The organism is Breoghania sp. (assembly GCF_030066895.1).
Taxonomy (GTDB): domain Bacteria; phylum Pseudomonadota; class Alphaproteobacteria; order Rhizobiales; family Stappiaceae; genus Breoghania.
In genome coordinates this window covers 100,607-120,968 of the sequence record NZ_JASJAV010000015.1, presented here as the reverse complement: position 1 = coordinate 120,968, position 20,362 = coordinate 100,607, and the positions used below count along the sequence as shown (strand labels likewise).

The 20,362-nt window shown below is 63.0% G+C and carries 24 protein-coding genes; 20 read left to right on the top strand and 4 right to left on the bottom strand.

All coding sequences use genetic code 11. The annotated features are described in order from the left end of the window. Positions 1-196 precede the first annotated feature (196 nt). From ruvC to QNJ43_RS15495, 11 genes are all read left to right on the top strand, one after another. Complete coding sequence (gene ruvC, locus QNJ43_RS15540; protein WP_300471464.1) at positions 197-718, top strand: crossover junction endodeoxyribonuclease RuvC; 522 nt, start codon at positions 197-199, stop codon at positions 716-718. 13 nt (positions 719-731) lie between these two features. After that, positions 732-1,349, top strand: coding sequence for a Holliday junction branch migration protein RuvA (gene ruvA / locus QNJ43_RS15535; RefSeq protein WP_300471486.1), 618 nt, complete (start codon positions 732-734; stop codon positions 1,347-1,349). A gap of 130 nt (positions 1,350-1,479) precedes the next feature. Beyond that, positions 1,480-2,517, top strand: coding sequence for a Holliday junction branch migration DNA helicase RuvB (gene ruvB, locus QNJ43_RS15530; protein WP_300471462.1), 1,038 nt, complete (start codon positions 1,480-1,482; stop codon positions 2,515-2,517). Between the two features lie 146 nt (positions 2,518-2,663). After that, positions 2,664-2,819 (top strand): DUF3096 domain-containing protein, encoded by a 156-nt coding sequence (locus QNJ43_RS15525; RefSeq protein WP_300471460.1) that lies wholly within the window; start codon positions 2,664-2,666, stop codon positions 2,817-2,819. 390 nt (positions 2,820-3,209) lie between these two features. Then, on the top strand, positions 3,210-3,749 hold the full coding sequence (locus tag QNJ43_RS15520) for a TetR/AcrR family transcriptional regulator (protein WP_300471458.1): 540 nt from the start codon (positions 3,210-3,212) through the stop codon (positions 3,747-3,749). 179 nt (positions 3,750-3,928) lie between these two features. Then, complete coding sequence (locus QNJ43_RS27285; protein ID WP_346433003.1) at positions 3,929-4,504, top strand: hypothetical protein; 576 nt, start codon at positions 3,929-3,931, stop codon at positions 4,502-4,504. Beyond that, positions 4,501-4,950, top strand: coding sequence for a hypothetical protein (locus tag QNJ43_RS27280; protein WP_346433002.1), 450 nt, complete (start codon positions 4,501-4,503; stop codon positions 4,948-4,950). The genes QNJ43_RS27285 and QNJ43_RS27280 overlap by 4 nt, the downstream gene beginning before the upstream one ends. A 348-nt stretch (positions 4,951-5,298) precedes the next feature. Beyond that, positions 5,299-5,631 (top strand): hypothetical protein, encoded by a 333-nt coding sequence (locus tag QNJ43_RS15510; protein ID WP_300471456.1) that lies wholly within the window; start codon positions 5,299-5,301, stop codon positions 5,629-5,631. Positions 5,632-5,634: 3 nt separating this feature from the next. Beyond that, positions 5,635-6,018 (top strand): hypothetical protein, encoded by a 384-nt coding sequence (locus QNJ43_RS15505; protein WP_300471454.1) that lies wholly within the window; start codon positions 5,635-5,637, stop codon positions 6,016-6,018. Then, positions 6,015-6,542 carry a HAMP domain-containing protein gene (locus QNJ43_RS15500; RefSeq protein WP_300471452.1) on the top strand — a complete coding sequence of 176 codons (528 nt, stop codon included), beginning with the start codon at positions 6,015-6,017 and terminating at the stop codon, positions 6,540-6,542. The genes QNJ43_RS15505 and QNJ43_RS15500 overlap by 4 nt, the downstream gene beginning before the upstream one ends. 15 nt (positions 6,543-6,557) lie before the next feature. Next, complete coding sequence (locus QNJ43_RS15495) at positions 6,558-7,319, top strand: methyl-accepting chemotaxis protein (protein WP_300471450.1); 762 nt, start codon at positions 6,558-6,560, stop codon at positions 7,317-7,319. Positions 7,320-7,399: 80 nt separating this feature from the next. Here QNJ43_RS15495 and QNJ43_RS15490 read toward each other — a convergent pair whose 3' ends face one another. The 4 genes from QNJ43_RS15490 to QNJ43_RS15475 are packed head-to-tail and all read right to left on the bottom strand — an operon-like array spanning position 7,400 to position 9,542. After that, the gene (locus QNJ43_RS15490; RefSeq protein WP_300471447.1) at positions 7,400-8,023 is read right to left on the bottom strand and encodes a hypothetical protein; all 624 of its coding nucleotides are present in this window, start codon (positions 8,021-8,023) and stop codon (positions 7,400-7,402) included. A 24-nt stretch (positions 8,024-8,047) separates the two neighbouring features. Further along, positions 8,048-8,320, bottom strand: a complete 273-nt coding sequence (locus tag QNJ43_RS15485; RefSeq protein ID WP_300471445.1) for a hypothetical protein — start codon at positions 8,318-8,320, stop codon at positions 8,048-8,050. A gap of 44 nt (positions 8,321-8,364) precedes the next feature. Continuing rightward, the gene (locus tag QNJ43_RS15480; protein WP_300471442.1) at positions 8,365-9,018 is read right to left on the bottom strand and encodes a hypothetical protein; all 654 of its coding nucleotides are present in this window, start codon (positions 9,016-9,018) and stop codon (positions 8,365-8,367) included. After that, positions 8,979-9,542, bottom strand: coding sequence for a hypothetical protein (locus QNJ43_RS15475; RefSeq protein ID WP_300471440.1), 564 nt, complete (start codon positions 9,540-9,542; stop codon positions 8,979-8,981). The genes QNJ43_RS15480 and QNJ43_RS15475 overlap by 40 nt, the downstream gene beginning before the upstream one ends. A gap of 229 nt (positions 9,543-9,771) precedes the next feature. Here QNJ43_RS15475 and ybgC point away from each other — a divergent pair, with 229 nt between their 5' ends. The 9 genes from ybgC (at position 9,772) to ftsH (ending at position 20,000) form a co-directional block, all read left to right on the top strand. After that, complete coding sequence (gene ybgC / locus QNJ43_RS15470; protein WP_300471437.1) at positions 9,772-10,236, top strand: tol-pal system-associated acyl-CoA thioesterase; 465 nt, start codon at positions 9,772-9,774, stop codon at positions 10,234-10,236. A 339-nt stretch (positions 10,237-10,575) separates the two neighbouring features. Further along, complete coding sequence (gene tolQ / locus QNJ43_RS15465) at positions 10,576-11,295, top strand: protein TolQ (protein ID WP_300471435.1); 720 nt, start codon at positions 10,576-10,578, stop codon at positions 11,293-11,295. 3 nt (positions 11,296-11,298) lie between these two features. Further along, complete coding sequence (gene tolR, locus QNJ43_RS15460) at positions 11,299-11,751, top strand: protein TolR (protein WP_300471432.1); 453 nt, start codon at positions 11,299-11,301, stop codon at positions 11,749-11,751. Positions 11,752-11,753: 2 nt separating this feature from the next. Beyond that, a complete protein-coding gene (locus QNJ43_RS15455) occupies positions 11,754-12,701 on the top strand; it encodes a cell envelope biogenesis protein TolA (protein ID WP_300471429.1) in 948 nt (315 codons plus the stop codon). A 109-nt stretch (positions 12,702-12,810) separates the two neighbouring features. Beyond that, positions 12,811-14,100, top strand: coding sequence for a Tol-Pal system beta propeller repeat protein TolB (gene tolB, locus QNJ43_RS15450; protein WP_300471484.1), 1,290 nt, complete (start codon positions 12,811-12,813; stop codon positions 14,098-14,100). A 298-nt stretch (positions 14,101-14,398) separates the two neighbouring features. Next, positions 14,399-14,857 (top strand): peptidoglycan-associated lipoprotein Pal, encoded by a 459-nt coding sequence (pal, locus tag QNJ43_RS15445; RefSeq protein ID WP_300471427.1) that lies wholly within the window; start codon positions 14,399-14,401, stop codon positions 14,855-14,857. 521 nt (positions 14,858-15,378) lie between these two features. Further along, positions 15,379-16,452 carry a tol-pal system protein YbgF gene (gene ybgF, locus QNJ43_RS15440; protein ID WP_300471425.1) on the top strand — a complete coding sequence of 358 codons (1,074 nt, stop codon included), beginning with the start codon at positions 15,379-15,381 and terminating at the stop codon, positions 16,450-16,452. Further along, a complete protein-coding gene (tilS, locus tag QNJ43_RS15435; protein ID WP_300471422.1) occupies positions 16,433-17,743 on the top strand; it encodes a tRNA lysidine(34) synthetase TilS in 1,311 nt (436 codons plus the stop codon). Before ybgF ends, tilS begins: the two co-directional genes overlap by 20 nt. Positions 17,744-18,080: 337 nt before the next feature. Then, positions 18,081-20,000 (top strand): ATP-dependent zinc metalloprotease FtsH, encoded by a 1,920-nt coding sequence (gene ftsH / locus QNJ43_RS15430; protein ID WP_300471419.1) that lies wholly within the window; start codon positions 18,081-18,083, stop codon positions 19,998-20,000. Positions 20,001-20,362 lie beyond the last annotated feature (362 nt).

Here is a 20,362-nt window from a genome sequence, read left to right as displayed (position 1 = left end):
CCCCCCCCCACCCCCCCCCCCCCCCCCCCCCCCCCCCCCCCCCCCACCCCCCCCCCCCCCCCCCCCCCCCCCCCCCCCCCCCCCCCCCCCCAACCCTCCCAGACTTCCCGTCAATAACCCGAATTCCGCCCTTCTCCGCAACTCATTTGCCGGGCCGTCTGGTGCAATTCGTCATTCGGCGTTACCTGTTTGTTCTATGACATCAGCGATTCGCATACTCGGTATCGACCCGGGCCTCAAGAACACCGGATGGGGCGTGATCGACGTGATCGGCACGAGCCTGAAGTTCGTGGCTTCCGGTACGGTGCATTCCACCCAGTCCTTCGCGCTGTGCGACCGGCTGGTGGAACTGCATGACGGCCTGATCCGGGTGATGGAAGAGTACGACCCGCAGGAGGCGGCGGTGGAGCAGACCTTCGTCAACAAGGACGCGGGCGCGACGCTGAAGCTTGGTCAGGCGCGCGGCATCGCGTTGCTGGTGCCGGGTCTGAGGGGACTGCCGGTCGGCGAATATCTGCCCAACCTGATCAAGAAGACCGTGATCGGTGCGGGCCACGGCGACAAGAAGCAGATCCGCATGATGGTGAAGGTTCTGATGCCGCGGGCGACGTTCGATTCCGACGACGCGGCGGATGCGCTGGCGATCGCGGTGTGTCATGCGTATCATCGCGGTGCGGCGGCCGCTGCTGCCCGGGTGGCGGCGCGGATCGGGCAATGAGGAGAAACGGTGCGTGATCGGCAAGCTCAAGGGCGTGATCGACAGTTACGGCGAAGATTACGTGATCCTCGACGTCCACGGCGTCGGCTACCATGTGCAGTGTCCCGTGCGGGTGCTGCAGGCGTTGCCCTCGGCGGGCGAGGCGGCGACGCTTTCGATCGAGACCTATGTGCGCGAGGATCAGATCCGGCTGTTCGGTTTCTCCTCTGATCTGGAGAGCGAATGGTTCCGCATGCTGATGACCGTGCAGGGCGTGGGCGCCAAGGTGGCGCTCGGCGTTCTCGGCATCATGAAGCCTACCGACATCGCCAATGCGATCGCGCTCGGAGACAAGACGACGATCGCGCGAGCGCCCGGCGTCGGCAAGCGGGTGGCTGAGCGCATCGTGACGGAATTGAAATCCAAGGCTCCCGCCTTTTCCAATGCGGATATGGGCACGATCCAGGCCAAAGCTGCGATCGAGGACAAGGTTGCGCCCAAGCCCGTGGCCGATGCCGTTTCCGCTCTGGTCAATCTCGGTTACGGTCAGCCGCAGGCCGCTGCCGCCGTTGCCGCCGCCAGCCGCGCGGCGGGCGAGGGGGCCGATACGGGCAAGCTCATCCGGCTCGGGCTGAAGGAGCTTTCGCAGTGAGGGGAGTGGTTGATTTCGCGTGCCGCCCATCCTTCGAGACGGCGCTGATGCGCCTCCTCAGGCTGGCGTCGTGTGCGCGGGAAAAACGCAGAATTCTGTTCTTCTCTTTCCGCCCCGTCGAGGTCCGCCCATGAGCACTGAACGGATCGTCTCCCCCGCAGAGCACGGCGACGAGGTGGATACCTCCATCAGGCCGCTGGCGCTCGACGAATTCGTCGGCCAGCAGCAGGCGCGCTCGAACCTGTCGGTCTTCATCGAGGCGGCGAAGGCGCGCAACGAGGCGCTCGACCATGTGCTCTTCGTCGGGCCTCCGGGTCTGGGCAAGACCACGCTGGCGCAGATCATGGCGCGGGAGTTGGGTGTCAATTTCCGCGCGACCTCCGGCCCGGTCATCGCCAAGGCGGGCGATCTCGCGGCTCTCCTCACCAATCTGGAAGAGCGCGACGTCCTCTTCATCGATGAAATCCATCGGCTTTCGCCCGCGGTGGAGGAAATTCTCTACCCGGCGATGGAGGATTTTCAGCTCGATCTGATTATCGGCGAGGGGCCTGCGGCGCGCTCGGTGAAGATCGATCTGTCGAAATTCACGCTCGTTGCCGCCACCACGCGGCTCGGGCTTCTGACCACCCCTTTGCGCGATCGTTTCGGCATCCCGATCCGGCTCAATTTCTATACGGTCGAAGAGCTGGAACACATTGTCAGGCGCGGGGCGCGGGGCTTCAGCATCGGCATGACGGATGACGGCGCCAACGAGATCGCGCGACGCTCGCGTGGCACGCCGCGTATCGCCGGTCGTCTGCTGCGTCGTGTGCGCGATTTCGCGGTCGTGGCGGGCATCGAGGCGGTGGATGCGGCGATTGCCGACAAGGCGCTGTCGCAGCTTGAAGTCGACAAGGCCGGGCTCGATGCGCTCGATCGGCGCTATCTCTCCATGATCGCCGAACATTTCGGCGGCGGGTCGGTCGGGATTGAGACGATTGCGGCCGGATTGTCGGAGCCGCGCGATGCCATCGAGGACATCGTCGAGCCCTATCTGATCCAGCAGGGTTTCATCCAGCGCACCCCGCGCGGACGGCTGTTGATGCCCAAGAGCTTCGCCCATCTGGGCCTTGCCGTGCCGCAAGGCGCCCCGATCGCGCAGATGGGGCTCTTCACGGACGAGGACTAGTCTCTCCTCACATAAGCGTGTTGACAAGCGGCGGGGTCTAAACGCCCGGGCAAGCTTGCGCGCCAACTGTCACTGTGCCGTATCGGGAACGCGATAGCGTCCCGCACGTTTGTCTTTCACCGAGAAAAGAAATCCCGGAGACTGTCATGCTCATCACATCCGCCCATATCGGGCCTATCGTTGCCCTGATCGCCGGTGTCCTCATCCTTCTGGCACCGCGGCTGCTCGCCTATATCGTCGCGATCTACCTGATCCTCACCGGCCTCATCGGTCTCGGCATCATAAGCAACATGCTGGGCTGACGGGTAGGCTTTCCGGCGGGGCGTCCCTCTCCGTCGTTGCTCCTCAATCCCCTCCGGCGTCATCCCCCGGCTTCGTCCGGGGGATCCTGCGTTCTCCGCATATGTCGTTGCCTGCTGGATTGCCCGGACGGAGCCTGTGCCCGCGAAGGCGGGTGCCCGGCAATGACGGAGGAGAGGGGCGAGACAAGGGGGCATCTGAAGCCGGGGACGGCGCTCTCGTTACTCAAGAAGCGTCTTCGTCGCGCCTTCTTGAATTCCGGAATGAGAGGTCCATATTTAACTCCCATGGATACGACCGCCCCGGATAGGCGCGCTCATCGCGCCCCGCGTTGTCACGACGAAGATCGTCGCGAGGGGACACATGCTCGCGGGCGTCCGCGCCAGTACGACATGCACTCGGTGCTGGATGCGGCCTTGCGGCTTTTCTGGGAGAACGGTTTCGAAGCAACCTCGGTCGACGCGCTGACGGCGGCGATGGGGATGTCGAAATCGAGCTTCTATGGCGCCTTCGGCTCCAAGCAGGGCGTTCTGTTGGCTGCGCTGCAATGCTATTCCGATGAGGTCTATGCCGGCTGGGTCCGGCTCGCCGAAGAGGCGGGCGAGGGGGCGCCAACAGCGCTCGTCCATGCCCTTGCGCGGCCTGAATGCGGCTCGCGGGGCTGTCTTTTCGCAAATATCGTTTCTGAACGGGGCCCGCATGACGATGAGGTGGCCGATCTCGGCCGCCGTCATTTCGCCCGGGTGGAAACGCTGCTTGCCGGGTGTCTGGTGGGCGATGCGCCAGAGGATGCGCCATTGACGGCGCGCGACAGGGCGCGCGCGCTGATGGCGCTGGCCTTCGGCGCGATGATCCTGCGCAAATCCGGCGTTGTCGAAGACGATATCGAACGTGCCCTCGCTCAGGCCGAGCGCTTGATCGGGGAGCGATAAAATGGCCCAATCCTGCCTCATTGAGCACAGGAACGGCGATTATCGGACCTTTCGGTCCGCAAATCCGGACAAAACTTCCCGGTTTCCTTTTGTCCGCGCTTTCAGGAGACTTTCATGACGACCGCGAAGCTTTTCACCCCGACGAAGGTGGGCGTATCGACGTCGCCAACCGGGTCGCAATGGCCCCGCTTACCCGTAACCGCGCCCGGCCCGAGGACGATGTGCCGATGGCGCTGAGCGCCGAGTACTATGCCCAGCGCGCCATTGCCGGTCTGCTGATTTCGGAAGGCACGCAGATCTCTCCGGAAGGCAAGGGATATGCCTGGACGCCGGGCATCTACTCCGAGGTGCAGGTCGCCGGCTGGAAGAGCGTGACGGATGCGGTCCATGCCAAGGGCGGCAAGATCGTCGCCCAGCTCTGGCATGTGGGCCCGGTCTCGCACGATACCCTTCAGCCCGACGGCAAGCCGCCGGTCGCGCCCTCGGCCATCGCCGCGGAATCGCGCACCTTCGACGGCAAGGAATTCCTGCCCGCCTCCACGCTGCGCGCGCTTGAGCTTTCGGAAATTCCGCGGATCATCGAGGATTACCGCAAGGCTGCCGCCAATGCGAAGGTGGCCGGCTTCGACGGCGTGGAAATCCACGCGGCCAACGGCTATCTGCTCGACCAATTCATGCGTGACGGCGCCAACAAGCGCGAGGGTGTGCCTATGGCGGGTCGATCGAGAACCGTGCCCGCTTCGTTCTGGAGGTGACGGAAGCGGTCGTGGGTGTTCTGGGCGCGGGCCGCGTCGGCATCCGTCTCAGCCCCTTCTCCAATGCCAACGGAATTTCCGACAGCAATCCGCAGCCGCTGTTCGAATATGTCGTCGGCAAGCTGAACGGCTTCGGTCTCGCCTATCTGCACATGGTGGAAGGCCAGACGGGCGGACCGCGCGAACTGCCGGAAGGCACCAGCATCGAGGCGCTTCGCAAGCTGTTCGACGGTATCTACATCGCCAATAACGGCTATACACGCGACATGGCGATCGATGCGGTGGAGAGCGGCAAGGTCGATCTCGTCGCTTTCGGGCGAACCTTCATCGCCAATCCGGATTTGGTGGAACGGCTGAAGCGGGATGCACCGCTCAATGCCACCTTCTATGGCGGCGGCGCCAAGGGTTACACGGACTATCCGTTCCTGAGCGACAAGGTCGCCTGACTTTTCGGCGTGCGGCGAGTTTCGCCGCACGCCCTTTCTGCACGAAGTCGAGAATTTGAACCGGCAGAAGCCGGGAAATTGCGCCCGGTCTCTTTGCAAGACCCTTGGATTCTCGCGGGTTTTGGGAATATTCCGAATTTATATTAAATATATTATTTAATGACTATTGTATAGTCTTAGAAACTCTACGTAGTTTAAGAGTCTATTGATGGGATCCGTCCTAGTTTCCTCCCCCAGTGTTTGAAGGGGGAAGCCATACTTCCAAAAGCCTGCCCACGAAAGTCTCTGCCATCTTCCTGATCGGTGCCTTCGTCTTGTGCGCGGCGCTGGTGGGAACGGCGGCGTGGCTTGGGGGGCAATGCCGCCAACGCGCAGGCGGACAAGGCGCTGTTGAGCGCCACCGTGGGCAAACGCAAGGGTCTCGAGATGACCTTGCAGCAGATGCGTGAAAACGTGGGCTTATTCACATCCCAATCTACCGCCAAGGACAGCATCATGAAGATGTGGGCGGGCTGGAAGAACCTGAAGCAGGATCAGGGTGCTCAATTGCGCAAGATCTACGTTCAGGACAATCCCAATGCGCCGGGGGAGCGGCACCTCTTTATCGAAGCGCCGGAGCAGAACTACTACACCACCTCCCACGGGATCATTCAGGAGAAGGCTAAGGAGATCGTCGATTAGCACATGTTCTCCGACATGGCGCTGAACGATCCTGACGGCAACATTGTCTATACCTATCAAAAGGGCGAGGACTCCGCCCGCGTCTTTGACGATCCGGCACTTGCGGGAACCGTGATGCAGGTCGCGCTCACGTCGCTGATGGATGCGGTCACGGCCAAGAGCATCAAGGTTGGCGACATGTATTTCTCCGGCTTCCGTATCTCTTCCGGTCAGATCGTCTCCGCCGTCGTTGCCATGCCGGTCTTCTATCTCGACACGTTCTTCGGCGCTGTCGCCTTCATGGTCGACATGAGCCGCATCGCGGCAATCGTGAACGACGTGACCGGGATCGGAGAGATCGAACGGGCCATGCTGGTGACGCCGGAAGGCGATGTCGTGGTCCTGTGAGCGGCAACGGGGCCACCGAGATCCTGAAACTCGACGATATCCGCAAGTCCGACAGCGTTCTCGATCTGAACGGGACGGTGTTGCGCTACAAGACCTCGTCCGGAACGTTCCTGGATCGGCGGTTCATGGTTCTGGAAGCGGAAGAGCAGAGTGAGCTGTCGTCGGCGGCCAACCGGATCACGTTCGGTTTGATCATTGCCGGTATCTGCTGTCTGGTGCCCTTCGCCATCGTCATCTGGTGGCTGACGCGGCGCATGTTCGCACCTTTGGCCAAGCTCTCGACCGTCTCGCGGCGCATTGCCGACGGCGAGCTTGAGACGGAGGTTGCCGGGCTTGAGGGCGGTGATGAGATCGGCGAAATGGCGCGCACGGTCGATATCTTCAAGATGAATTCCGTTGAACGTGAACGGCTGGCGGCGGAAAGCGCGACGGGCGCGGTGCAGAGCAAGAAGCGGGCGGAGACGATCGAGTCGTTGATTGCCGGGTTCCGCGCCGAGGTCACGGACATGCTGATGAGCGTTTAGCGGGTTCTCGACGGCGTGGCGGAAACGGCGACGTCGCTCAGCAGCATCTCGACGGAAGCGGTTCGCCAGGGCAATGACACTGCCCAGGAATCGGAACGCGCCTCCGGCAATGTGGAGGCCGTGGCGGCGGCGACCGAGGAGCTGAACGTCTCGATCTCGGAAATCGAGCGTCAGGTGGCGACTACGGCCGATGTGGTGATGCGGACCACCGAGAACGCCACCTCGTCCAACGATAAGGTCATGGGACTTGCCCGCTCCGTGGAGCGGATCGGCGACGTGGTGTCGTTGATTTCGGAGATTGCGGAGCAGACGAACCTGCTCGCGCTCAATGCCACGATCGAGGCCGCGCGCGCGGGTGAGGCGAAGCGTGGCTTTGTGGTCGTGGTGGCGGAGGTGAAGGATCTCGCCAGTCAGACGGCGAAGGCGACGGAAGAGATTTCCAGCCAGATTGAGGGGATCCTGTCCTCCACTGAGGCGGCCGTTACCGAGATCGGCGTGGTTACGCAGTCGATCGAGGAAGTCAACGGCTATACCGGGGCGATCGCGAATGCGGTGGGCCAGCAGGGGGCGGCGATGGGCGAGATCTCGCACAATGTCGCGGAAGCCCCGACGGGAACGCGGATCGTCAACGAATCCGTCGCGGCCTTGTCTTCGCGGGTCGGGGAGAGCGCGCGGTCCATGGATGAAATGCGCACATCGACCCGGGAGATGAAGGACCAGGTCGATTGCCTGCGGGCCTCCATCGATCGTTTCCTGAGCGAAGTGGCGGCTGCCTGAGGCAGCCCCCGGACTTCACGGGCAACGACCACTGCGGGAAACGGTCGTTGCCGGCATCCGGCGCAAGCGCCGTCGGTCGGTCAGAGATCGAGAGACTCGACCTGTTCCCTCATCATCTGCGCGCTTTTGGCGAGCGCCTCGTGTTCCTCGCGCGCAAGCACGGGCGTGAGCGTGGCGGTCACGCCGTCGCTGCCGAGAACGCGGGGGACGGAAACCGCCACATCACGCACGCCTTCGACGTTTTCAGTCACGCTTGGGAGGGTGAACACCGCGTGCTGGTTGCGGCCGATGACCTCCACCAGGCGCGCCAGCCCGCCGCCGATGCCGTAATAGATCGCGCCCTTGCCGTTGATGATCTTGTAGGCGACTTTGCGTACGCCGTCGTCAATGCGCGCACGTACCTCGTCATCGATCGGCATGTTCACCTGAGCGGAGATTTGGTCGAGGGTCAGCGAGTCGACGCGCGCATTCGACCAGGCGAGCACTTCGTTGTCGCCGTGTTCGCCCAGCACATAGGAGTGGACGGAGAAGGGCGACACGCCCAGATGGCGGCCGAGCAGGGTGCGGAAACGCGCCGTGTCGAGGATCGTGCCGGAGCTGATGACACGCGAGGCGGGCAGGCCGCTCACCCGCGTGGCGGTGTCGACCGGGTTGGCTGCAGCGACGAGGATCACATTTGGAGCGACGCGCAGAACCTCGCCCACGATCCCGCCGATGATCTTCGCGTTTCAGGATAACAGTTGCAGTCGGGTCTCGCCCTGCTTCTGGCTGGCCCCGGCCGCCAGAATGACGATGCGCGCATCCTCGAGGTCGTCATAAGTTCCGGCGCAAACCTGCGTTGCGGAGGCGAAGGGCACCGCGTGGGCGATGTCTTCGGCCTGCGCATCCACCAGCGCCTTGTTCAGGTCGACCAGTACAATCAAACTCGCATGTCCCATGAGCGCGATGGCATAGCCCGCGGCGCTTTCGACCATGCTTGCTCCGATAATCCCGACTTTCACGATAACTCCCGTCTTGTTCTCGAAAATGTAAGGGCGCCGGAGCACTACCTTCCTCGTATATGGCCGCAAGGCGGGCTAGCGGTGGGCAGCCCGTCCAAAAATGCAAGGCTCTCCGGGTACCGTACTATCCCGCACATGAAGTGGGCGTGCGGGCGCCCTCGGCGATGTTTTTTCGCGGCTCCTTGACGGTTCGGCCGCGCATGCCGGAGCAAAATTCCGGTCTCTATCGCGTGACGCAGTAGTCGAGCGTGTCCACCATGCTTTTCACGGTGACGCGCGCGCCCCTTGGCGATCACGTATTCGCTTTCCCCATATTGCACGAAATCGGTCTCGCCTTCGACACCCGGCGTATCGAAGGCCCAGTCGAAGGTGTAGCCGAACGAGGTCCAGGGGTAGCCGGTTGGCAGGGCGACGCCGTAGGAGGAGTACTGGTTGAGGTAGAAATCCCGGTGCGCATGGCAGGCCTCCGCATCGTTGCCGGAGCCGGGGAGAGGACAGGATGGCGGGAGCCCGAGCTGACAGGAGCTGGTGGTGACGTCTGGCGAGACGCAGGGACGGAAAAAGCGCGTCGGGTCTCCGGGCTTCTCCACTTCCATCTCCACGAAGGCCGTCTTGGCGCTGTGCGGCGGCAGCCCGAGGCGCTGCTCAAGGCGAAGCGTCAGCCCCTGGAGATCGTCGCCGTGCCCGGCCCCGTCCATTCGGCGCAAAAGCGTTGCAGATGCAGGGCGACGGTGACCCAGGTGTCGCCGGAAACCTCCATCGTCGTGCCGATCTTCTTGCGATACCCGTCCGCCTGGTCGGCGCGCACCCAGCTCACCGCGATGACCGTGCGCGACGGGTCGACCGGATCGAGCAAAGTGCTCTGGTCGGCCGGGTCGGCCTGGGTCATGGCGTGGATGGCGTCGCTGTAGTTGATGTAGCGCTGGCGCAGCCGCTCCGCCTCGCCGTGGGCCGGGACGCACAGCGTCTTGCCGAGCGGCAATTCATCGGGATTGCCGATGAAGGGGAAGCCGTCCGCCGTGCGGCTGTTGGTGGCCAGCATGATGGCATAGCGGTAGCTGATATCGGCGAAATAGAGATCGGCGAGCCAGGCGAGCGTGATCTTGGAATGAGCGATGGGGGGCGCCTGGCAATCGATCTGCATGGCGGTGCGAGCGGCAAGGGGACCCGGCATGCACAGCCAGATCGTCGCGCCCAACAGGGCAGTGATTATCGCTTTCATGAACGTGCTCCCGAAGGGGCCGATCGTATGGACGATGGAAATAACTATCTGATCTAAATAAAATTTAAGGATCATTATCAGCGAAAGGATCGCGCGGATTCAGTCGCGTCAGATGGCTTTCGCGCGGCGTGAAACGGGACGGCCTTTGCGCGCAATTTGCGGGTGGATTGTCGGCCCGGCGGCGACTGGCATCTGTTGAGGGGCACAAAAAACGTGTAAGTCACCCGCCATGTCCGACACGAAGCAGCCCTGGTCCGGCCTTTCCGGTCGTCTCGAAACCGGCGAGCACATTCTTCCCGTGCGCGTCTATTACGAGGATACGGATTTTTCCGAGATCGTCTATCACGCCTCCTACCTGCGCTTCATGGAGCGCGGACGATCGGATCTGCTCAATCTTTGCGGCATCCATCACAGCAAGCTGGATGCGGGAGTGACCGGCGAGCGGCTGGTCTTCGTCGTGCGCCACATGGACATAGATTTTCTCAAGTCCTCCCATATCGATGACATTCTGGAAGTCCACACCCGTTGTACTGAGGCACGTGGGGCGCGGACCATCCTGGAGCAGAAGGTTATGCGGGGGGATGAGGTGTTGATCACGGCCAAGGTCATGTCCGCGGTGATCAACGGGGACGGCAAGCCCCGGCGTCTGCCGGCGGAACTCGCCGTCAGGCTCGGTATCGTCAAGAATCGGTAGGGTCCGGAGAGGTGTTGCTGCGTCAGGTGACCTTGTCCCACCTTCGCGGTGATGCGTTTTCTCGATTTTTCAGATTTCTTCAAAACGGCGGAAGTCGATGTGTCCGAGGCGGATCGGCGGTCCTCAACCGCGCATAATTCCACGTCATCGTGCGCCGCGTTAAGGCGACAGTAACCTTGACAATGTCTTGCTAGGGTGAGCCATAAGCGGGCAAAAGCCCCGGTTTCGCCAAATTCCGCCGCCACAGAGGCAGCCGCAATGCGAGGGGCATGGCGGCCACGAAGGGAGACGGCGCGCTGCGGCCCGCGCGGCCACGCGCATATATTGAGGTTCATCTGAATGATTTCCGAAGCGTTCGCGCAGATAGAGTTTGCCGCGCCGGCGGGCGACATCTCGTTTTTCGCGCTGTTTCTCGGCGCGCATATCGTCGTGAAGATCGTGATGCTCGGCCTGATCTTCGCTTCGGTCTGGTGTTGGGCGATCATCGTCGACAAGCAGTTGCTCTACACCCGCACCAAGCGGCAGATGAACCGGTTCGAGAACGTGTTCTGGTCCGGGCAGTCGCTGGAAGACCTCTACCAGACCCTCGTCAGCCGGGCGAACACCTCCATGGCCGCACTGTTCGTTGCCGCCATGCGGGAGTGGAAGCGCAGTCAAGAGGGCAAGAAGCCGGCGATCGCCAGCCTTCAGCAGCGTATCGACCGGGTCATGGACGTGACGATCATGCGCGAGATGGAGCGGTTGGAAAACCGGCTTCTGGTGCTGGCGACCGTGGGCTCGGCCGCGCCCTTCGTCGGCCTGTTTGGTACGGTGTGGGGCATCATGATCTCGTTCCAGGCGATCGCGGCTTCCAAGAACACCAATCTGACGGTGGTCGCGCCCGGCATCGCGGAGGCGCTTTTCGCGACCGCGCTGGGGCTCGTGGCCGCCATCCCCGCGGTGATCGCCTACAACAAGTATTCCGCCGATGCCGCGCGTCTGGGAGCACGGATGGAAGGGTTCGCCGATGAATTCTCCGCCATCCTGTCGCGTCAGATCGACGAACGCACGCAAGGATAAATCATGGGTATCCAGGTGGGAGCGGGGGCAGGCGGCGGTCGTCGGCGCGGACGCGGACGGCGGCGGCATCAGCCGATGAGCGAGATCAACGTGACGCCGATGGTCGACGTCATGCTGGTGCTCCTGATCATTTTCATGGTGGCGGCCCCACTTCTGACGGTGGGCGTGCCCATAGATCTGCCGGAAACCCGTGCCAAGACTCTGCAGGACGACCAGGAGCCGATCACCATTTCGGTTTCCAAGGACGGCAAGGTGTTCCTTCAGGATACGGAAGTGAAGGCGGACGAGATCGTGCCCAAGCTGACCGCGATTGCGAAGAACGGTTATGACGAGCGCATCTATGTGCGCGGTGACCGCGATGCCGACTACGGCACGGTGATGCGCATTATGGGGCGGATCAGCACGACCGGATTCCGTCGTATCGGGCTGATCGCAACCGAGGAACAGAGCCGCTGAGAATGCGTACTGGGCTCGTTGTATCCATCATCGGCCACGTGGTCGTTCTGTGCTGGGGGCTGATCGCCTTTCCCAGTGCGAAGCCCTATTCGGTCGAACCCGTGGATGCGTTGCCGGTCGATCTCGTGCCGATCGAGGAAATCACCAAGACCCGGATCGGCGACAAGACGGCCTCCAAGGACAATGCACCCGCCCCCGCACCGGCCGAAAAGCCGACGGAGGCTACTGAAAAGGCTCCCGATCCGGGCAAGAAACCGGCGAAAGCGGCCAAGCCGTCACCTGCCAAGGCCGAGCCTGCACCGCAGGCGGAGCCGGAAGCGGAAAAGGAGCCCGCGCCTGCACCCCAGGTCGAGCCCGCGCCCGCCGAGGAGCCTGCACCGGAGAAGGCTGAGGCCAAGGAAGAGACGCCCGAGCCGCCGAAGCCCGTCAAGGTGGTGCCGCAATCCAAGCCCACACCTCCCAAGCATACGCGCACGACCGCGGCCCAGCCGATCAAGAACCGGCAGGAGCCGAAGAAGAAGGACACGTTCGACCCGAACGAGATTTCCAATCTGCTCAGCAAGGTGGAACCGGAGGGCGGCACGCAGACGGCGGTCAACGAGCCGGCCGGACTTGGGGCGAACAAGGCAACCCAGCAACAGGGCTTGTCGGCCAGCGATCTCGATCTGCTGGTTTCGGAGGTCAAGGAACGCTGGAATTACGTTCCCGACACTTTCCCGCCCGATCTGGTGGTGAGAGTGCAGTTCCAGCTTAGTCGCGACGGCCATCTGATCGGCACGCCGCAGATCATGAATTCCCATCCCTATCCGCGCTTCCGTCAGTTGGCGGAGGCTGCGATCAGGGCGATCATCGCGGTCGACAGGTCCGAGGGCTTTTCTTTCCTGCCGCGCGATTGCTACGAGGGGAACGGGGGATGGAATACGGTGTTAGCCAATCTGAAGCCGCAATGACGTCTCTGACCGCAATGACGGGCCCGCTGTGCAGAGGATGTCGGGCGCGCGCCGAAAAAAGCAGACTGAAGGAATAGCGATGCACGTCTTGTTCAAACGATGGGCCGCGATGGTCGCCGCCGTGCTCGGGTTCATCGCGCTCGGCATCCAGCCGTCCAACGCGTTGGTAGAGATCAACGTGGCGGGCGGCAATATCGAGCCTTTGCCGATCGCGTTGCTGGTCTTCGGCGGCGACGATGCGAAGCTGTCGGCCGATATCGTCTCCGTCATCACCGCGGACCTGAAGCGCTCGGGCCTGTTCCGCCCGCTCGATCCGCAGAGCTTCATCCAGAAGGACATGGACGTGAACACCCAGCCGCGTTTCGGCGACTGGCGGGTGATCTCCGCTCAGGTTCTGGCCACCGGCTCGGTCTTCCGCCAGTCGGATGGGCGCCTGAGGGCGGAATTCCGGCTGTGGGACGTCTTTGCCGGCGAGCAGATGATCGGCCAGCAATATTTCACCACGCCGGAGAACTGGCGCAGGCTCGCCCACATTATCGCCGATGCGATCTATGAGAGGCTGACCGGTGAGAAGGGCTATTTCGACACCCGCGTGGTCTTCGTGTCCGAAAGCGAACCGAAGGACAAGCGCGTCAAGCGGCTCGCCATCATGGATCAGGACGGGGCCAATGTGCGCTATCTGACCCGTGGCGACGATCTGGTGCTGACGCCGCGCTTTTCGCCGACGAGCCAGGAAGTCACCTACATGTCCTATGCGGGCGGCAATCCGCAGGTCTATCTCCTGAACATCAAGACCGGACAGCGCGAGGTGGTGGGCAATTTCCCCGGCATGACCTTTGCGCCGCGCTTCTCGCCGGATGGGCAGAAGGTGATCATGAGCCTTCAGCAGAACGGCAACGCCAACATCTTCTCCATGGATCTGCGGTCGCGCCGCACCACGCGGCTGACGAACTCCGCGGCCATCGACACCTCGCCCTCCTATTCGCCGGACGGGCGGCAGATCGTATTCGAATCCGACCGCGGCGGTAGTCAGAAGATCTATGTGATGAACGCAGACGGCTCCAATCCACACCGCATCAGCTTCGGGCCCGGCTCTTATTCGACGCCGGTCTGGTCGCCGCGTGGGGATTTGATCGCCTTCACCAAGCAGCATGAGGGCCGGTTCATGATCGGCGTGATGAAGCCCGACGGCAGCCAGGAGCGCATCCTGACGGAGGGCTATCACAACGAGGGCCCAACCTGGTCGCCCAACGGCCGCGTCATCATGTTCTTCCGCGATACGCCGGGCGCCAACGGCGGCCCGCAACTCTGGATGGTGGATCTGACTGGCTACAACGAGCGCCGCGTGGAGACGCAGGGCTTTGCCTCCGACCCAACCTGGTCGCCCCTGCTGGAGTAGGAAATGCATTTTTTCGCGTTGCATGGGCCGGTTGAAGGAACCGATCGGCGCGTGGCGGGTTACCGATCCGGTCGCCCGGGCACAAGCGGGCGGTATGGCCTTGATCGGGCTGTGTGCGGAGATTAGGTTCTCATTCCGCTCTTTTCCCGGCCGAGGCATTGTGTTTCGGTCGGATTAGGGCTTTGTTAACCATGTCTGCAAACCACGGCTTAACCATCTCGGGCTAGGTTCAGTTTACCCTATCGGGGCTCGGTGGGGACCAAGGAGTAGCGGGACTATGAAGATGAATGGGACATTCATGCGCGGATTGCGCGTTGCGGCGGTAGCGCTGTTCGTTGCAGCCTGCGCTCAGACGCGGCCGGACAACATTGCCAACAGCACGGTGGCACCGGGAACGGCCCAGGACTTCGTTGTCAACGTGGGCGATCGGGTGTTCTTTACGGTCGACAGTTCCGACCTGACCACCGAAGCCCGTGAGACGTTGGACAAGCAGGCACAGTGGCTGCAGCAGTATCCGAAATACACCGTGACCGTCGAAGGTCATGCGGATGAACGCGGCACGCGCGAATACAACATCGCGCTGGGCGCCCGTCGTGCGACGGCGGCACGCGATTACCTGATCAGCCGCGGTGTTTCCGCCGATCGGCTGCGTACCATTTCCTACGGCAAGGAACGTCCGGTTGCGGTGTGCAATGACGCTTCGTGCTGGACCCAGAACCGCCGCGCGGTGATTGTGGTCAATAACGCAGGCAGCTGACGGCCGGCATAGCCCGCGCCTCAGCCTGAAAGACAAGAACCGGCGGTCCCGAAACGGGGCCGTCGGTTTTTTGCGTGTTGGGGGAGGGATGTGCGTTGGGCACCGATTAGCTCTCCCCTGGGGAGGGGATCAGCTCGTGCCGTGTTGCAGGGAGGCTTTGACCACGTGGCCCATCCTTCGAGACGCTTGTTGACGCAGGCTCCTCAGGATGACGTTATCGTTGTGTTGGTTTTGAAGAAACGAGCAACATACACAACGTCCTCCTGAGGAGGCGCTTCGGCGCCGTCTCGAAGGATGGGCCGCGCCAAGAAACCGCCTCCGGCGCTCCCGAGCCGCACCTCACCACGCCGCAACCCCTCTCCGCCGTTGGCGATTTGCAAAGCACTGGGGCAATCTCGTATATTTCACCTAGCGGAAGGTCAAAATTTGGCCGAACTCGACGCAACCTATGTTAGGAAACGCGAAACGCTCTTTCGAGGGCTCCCAATGTCCCTTCGAGGGCCCGTGACAACGGATCGATCATGATGACATTCCGCATTCCCGCAAGCATGCGCTCCGCGGCTTCGGGCAGTTTCATTCCTCTGACCCTCGGTGCGGCTCTGATGATCGCCGCGCCGCTGGCCGCCTCCGCCCCCGCCGCCGCGCAGGGCGGCTTTTTCGGATCCTCCTACAACCGCGAGGACGGCCAGATCGCCGTGCGGCTCGGGCAGCTGGAAGAGCAGGTACGCTCTCTGACCGGGCAGGTGGAGGAACTGACCCACCACTTGCGCCAGACGCAGGACCAGCTTCGCCGCGTTCAGGAAGACGCCGAATTCCGTTTCCAGGAACTGGAAGGCGGAAAGCCGGGCAAGCGCTCGCAGGCGCCAGCCGCCGCTCCGGCGCAGAATTCCGCCAGCGCCGCCAATACGGGCGGGCATTATGGGCGCGCCGAAGCTCCCAGCGATAACGAGCCTTATGCTGCCGAGCGCGACGCGACGGTTCAAAATCTGGGCTCCTATTCCACATCGGGACAGGGTGCAGACGATACCGGCGGCGGATACACGCCCTCGGGCCAGCCGCTTGACCTGTCGGCCCTGGCGCGCGGTAATTCCGGCGGCAATTCCTATGAGGAGCCGGACAATCCGACCGTCGGCGGTTCCGGTGTTCCGGGCGTCAACACCCATGACGATGCCATCGGACGGCTGGCGTCCGCATCCTCTTCCGACGGATCGGCGCGTGCGCAGTACGATCAGGCCTATTCGATGGTGCTCAACGGCCAGTACAATCAGGCTGCGCAGGGCTTCAAGCAGTTCCTGGCCAGCCATCCGGATGATCCGCTGGCGGCCAATGCGCAATACTGGCTGGGCGAGAGCTATTTCGGGCGCGGCAAGTATCGCGATGCTGCCGATGCCTTCCTGAAGACCTATACGGGCTATCCGGCGAATGACAAGACGTCGGACAGCCTTCTGAAGCTTGGTCTGTCGCTGGACGGATTGGGGCAGAAGGATGCTGCGTGTGCAACCTATTCCGAATTGCTGACCAAGTATCCCGGAGCTTCCGGCGCGGTTCTCGACCAGGCGCGCAAGGAGCGGGAGAGTGCCGGTTGCCGCGGATGACGACACGCCGCTTCGCGATGACGAAGCGGCTGCTCTCTTTGCGCCGCTGAGGCGCTATGGACTGGTCGCGCTGGCCGTTTCCGGTGGCGGCGATTCAACGGAGATGCTGCATCTGTTCGACCGATGGCGACGCACCATTCCCGATGCGCCGGATGCGATCGTTTTCACCGTCGATCATGGATTGCGCGCGGAAGCGGCGGCCGAAGCCGCCGGGGTCGGTCTGGTGTGTGCAAAGCTCGGGCTTTCGCACCGGACCCTGCGCTGGGAAGGCCCAAGGCCGGAGACCGGCATCCAGGAGGCGGCGCGGGGCGCCCGTTATGCGCTGATGATCGAGGAAATGGGCAGACGGGGCGCCGAGGCGCTTCTGCTGGCCCATACACGGGACGATCAGGCGGAAACTTTCCTCGACAGACTGGCGCGCGGCTCCGGCGTCTACGGGCTTGCGGCCATGGCGCCTGTGAGCAGACGTGACGGCGTCGATCTCGTGCGCCCCTTGCTCGATGTCTCGCGCGCCCGGTTGCGCACCACGTTGCGTGCCGCCGGGATCTATTGGGTCGAGGATCCCTCCAACGAGGATTGCCATTACCGGCGGGTGCGGATGCGGCGATTGCTGCCGACGCTGGCCGATGAAAATCTCGATGCGCAACGTCTTGCCTCCACTGCTCGCTCCATGGCACGCGCGGCTGCCGCGCTCGATGGGTGGGTGGACCGCGTCATGGACGAGGAGGTGACCCGTCATCCCGCCGGGCCGTGTCGTCTGGAGGCTGCGCTTCTCTCCCGTCTGCCGGAAGAGATTGCGCTGCGGCTCTGCGCCCGGCTGGTGCGCGATACGGGGGGCGGGGCTCATGTGCCGCGCCTGGCGCGGTTGGAAGCGGCTGTCGCGGATCTCTCCTCTGCGGAAGCCGATCTCTCCTCTGCGGAAGGGAGACGCACTCTGGCCGGTTGCGTGCTGGAGCGTCGCGGCGCGGATATTCTGATCTATCGCGAGATCGGCCGTGCGGGGCTCGAGGCGGTGGATGTCGCCCCCGGTCAGACGGGGATCTGGGACGGACGGTTCGCCGTCACGCTGTCGGCCGATGCCGCCGGGCCGGTGCGAATCGCGGCGCTGGGTGCGGGCGGATTGCGACGTGCGGGATTGGTGCCGCCCGAGGGCTGGCCACGCGATGCCTTTGCCGGTGCGCCCGCCGTGCGTTGGGAGGGGGAAGTTCTGGCCCTGCCGGGGTTCGAGCTTGCGCCCGTCGCCGGATGGCGGGGCTCGGTCCAAGCGCGTCCTATCGCCGCGATCTCGTGAGTTTTGCGGGGCAGAAATCTGCCCTTGCGTTTTCTCGTCGCCTGTCGACCGGCCTGTGGGGGAGAGGGGCCGAAAATCGGGAAAACTGCCGAAGGGGCATGTTCGGAACCGCGAATGAAGCCTGTTTCGATCCTTCGCGGCTTAACAAAATGTCGACATCAATCGATTGATAATGGGCGGCAGCCTTGTTCCGAGGTGGGCGAGGCCTATCTTTTCGCAGGAAAGCCACGGACGGCGCCGCGAGCGGTGACGTCCAGTCGAACCCCGGACGGGGGCGTGCGCGGCCGGTATCATCCGGCAGGCGGCAGGTCCTGCGATCGGCGGCCAAGGAATCATTATGAACTCAAATTTCCGGAATTTCGCGCTCTGGGTGATCATCGCGCTATTGCTGATCGCCTTGTTCCAGCTGTTCCAGAGTTCGAACACGCGAGCGCCGGCGAGTGAAATTGCCTTCTCGCAATTCCTCAACCAGGCGGAGCAGGGTGACATCCGCGACGTCACGATCCAGCAGCAGCAGATCACCGGTCACTACACCAAGGGCGGGGCCTTCCAGACCTACGCCCCTGAGAACGGACAATATGTGGACATTCTGCGCAACAAGGGCGTGACGGTCGTCGCCAAGCCGCGTGCGGAGAGCTTCTCGCTGCTCAACACCATAATCGGCGCCCTGCCGATGCTGCTCATTCTGGGTATCTGGATCTTCGTTATGCGACAGATGCAGGGCTCGGGCGGCAAGGCCATGGGCTTCGGCAAGTCCAAGGCGAAGATGCTGACGGAGGCCCACGGCCGCGTCACCTTCGAGGACGTCGCCGGCGTGGACGAAGCCAAGGAAGACCTGGAAGAGATCGTGGAATTTCTGCGCGACCCGCAGAAGTTCCAGCGTCTCGGCGGTCGTATCCCGCGCGGCGTTCTGCTCGTCGGCCCTCCGGGCACGGGTAAGACGCTCCTGGCACGCGCCATCGCGGGCGAGGCCAACGTTCCCTTCTTCACCATTTCCGGTTCCGACTTTGTCGAAATGTTCGTCGGCGTGGGCGCCAGCCGTGTCCGCGACATGTTCGAACAGGCCAAGAAGAACGCGCCCTGCATCATCTTCATCGACGAAATCGATGCGGTCGGCCGTCATCGAGGCGCCGGTCTCGGCGGCGGCAATGACGAGCGCGAGCAGACGCTGAACCAGTTGCTGGTTGAGATGGACGGCTTCGAGGCCAACGAGGGCATCATCCTGATCGCCGCCACCAACCGTCCTGACGTTCTCGACCCCGCGCTTCTGCGTCCAGGCCGTTTCGACCGTCAGATCGTGGTGCCGAACCCAGATTTCACCGGCCGCGAGAAGATCCTCAAGGTTCACATGCAGAAGGTGCCTTTGGCGCCCGATGTGAACGTGAAGACGCTGGCACGCGGCACGCCCGGTTTCTCCGGTGCGGATCTGATGAACCTCGTCAACGAGGCTGCTCTTCTGGCAGCTCGCCGGGGCAAGCGTCTCGTCACCATGGCGGAATTCGAAGACGCCAAGGACAAGGTGATGATGGGTGCGGAGCGCCGCACGCTCGCGCTGACCGAAGAAGAGAAGAAACTCACCGCCTATCACGAAGCGGGCCACGCGCTGATCGCGCTGCATCAGCCGGCTTCCGATCCGATCCACAAGGCGACCATCATCCCACGCGGACGTGCGCTGGGCATGGTCATGCGTCTGCCGGAGAAGGATCAGGTGTCGCTGACGCGGGCCAAGTGCTACGCAGATCTGGCGGTCGCTATGGGCGGACGTGTCGCGGAAGAGGTGATCTTCGGCTACGACAAGGTGACCTCGGGCGCCTCGGGCGATATCCAGATGGCGACCAAGCTTGCCAAAGCGATGGCGACCCAGTACGGCATGTCCGACAAGCTCGGCCCGCTGATGTACGGCGAGAACGCGGAGGAGGTCTTCCTCGGTCATTCGGTGTCGCGCAACCAGAACGTCTCCGACGAGACGCAGAAGCTGGTCGATGCGGAGATCAAGGGCTTCGTCAACGCCGGTTACGAGACCGCCAAGCGGATCATCACCGAGAACGAGGACGAGCTGCACACCATCGCCAAGGGGCTTCTCGAATACGAGACGCTTTCGGGCGACGAGATCAAGGATCTCCTGAACGGTAAGCCGCCGGTGCGCGACCTCGACGACGAGCCGATCATCCGCGGTTCCGCCGTGCCCAAGACGGGCTCCCACAAGAAGGGCGGCGGTGAGCACGCCGGCGGAATGGAGCCCCAGCCGCAGGGCTGAGGCGTTCCTGAATTAGCAAGTTTGGAGAGGGCCTGCTCGCGCGGGCCCTTTTCGTTTGGGGGGAAGGTTTGTTTCGGGCTGGTTTTGCTCCTGACTGTCATCCCCGCCTGCGCGGGGATGACAATTGTGCAAAGGAGCCGTCATGCGGGCTAAGCCGGTCTCGATGACCTCATCGTCCTGCACAATGTCATCCTGAGGCGCGCTCGTTGGAGCGCGTCTCAAAGGATGGGGCACCCGCACCGTCTCCGCATCGCTTGCCGCATTGTCACAAGCGCAAACAATTTTTGAACTCTTTGGTGACCATCATTCGCTATGTAGACGGCAGAAAAATTGTGTCTGCGGGCGCGCCGACGTTGATGGCG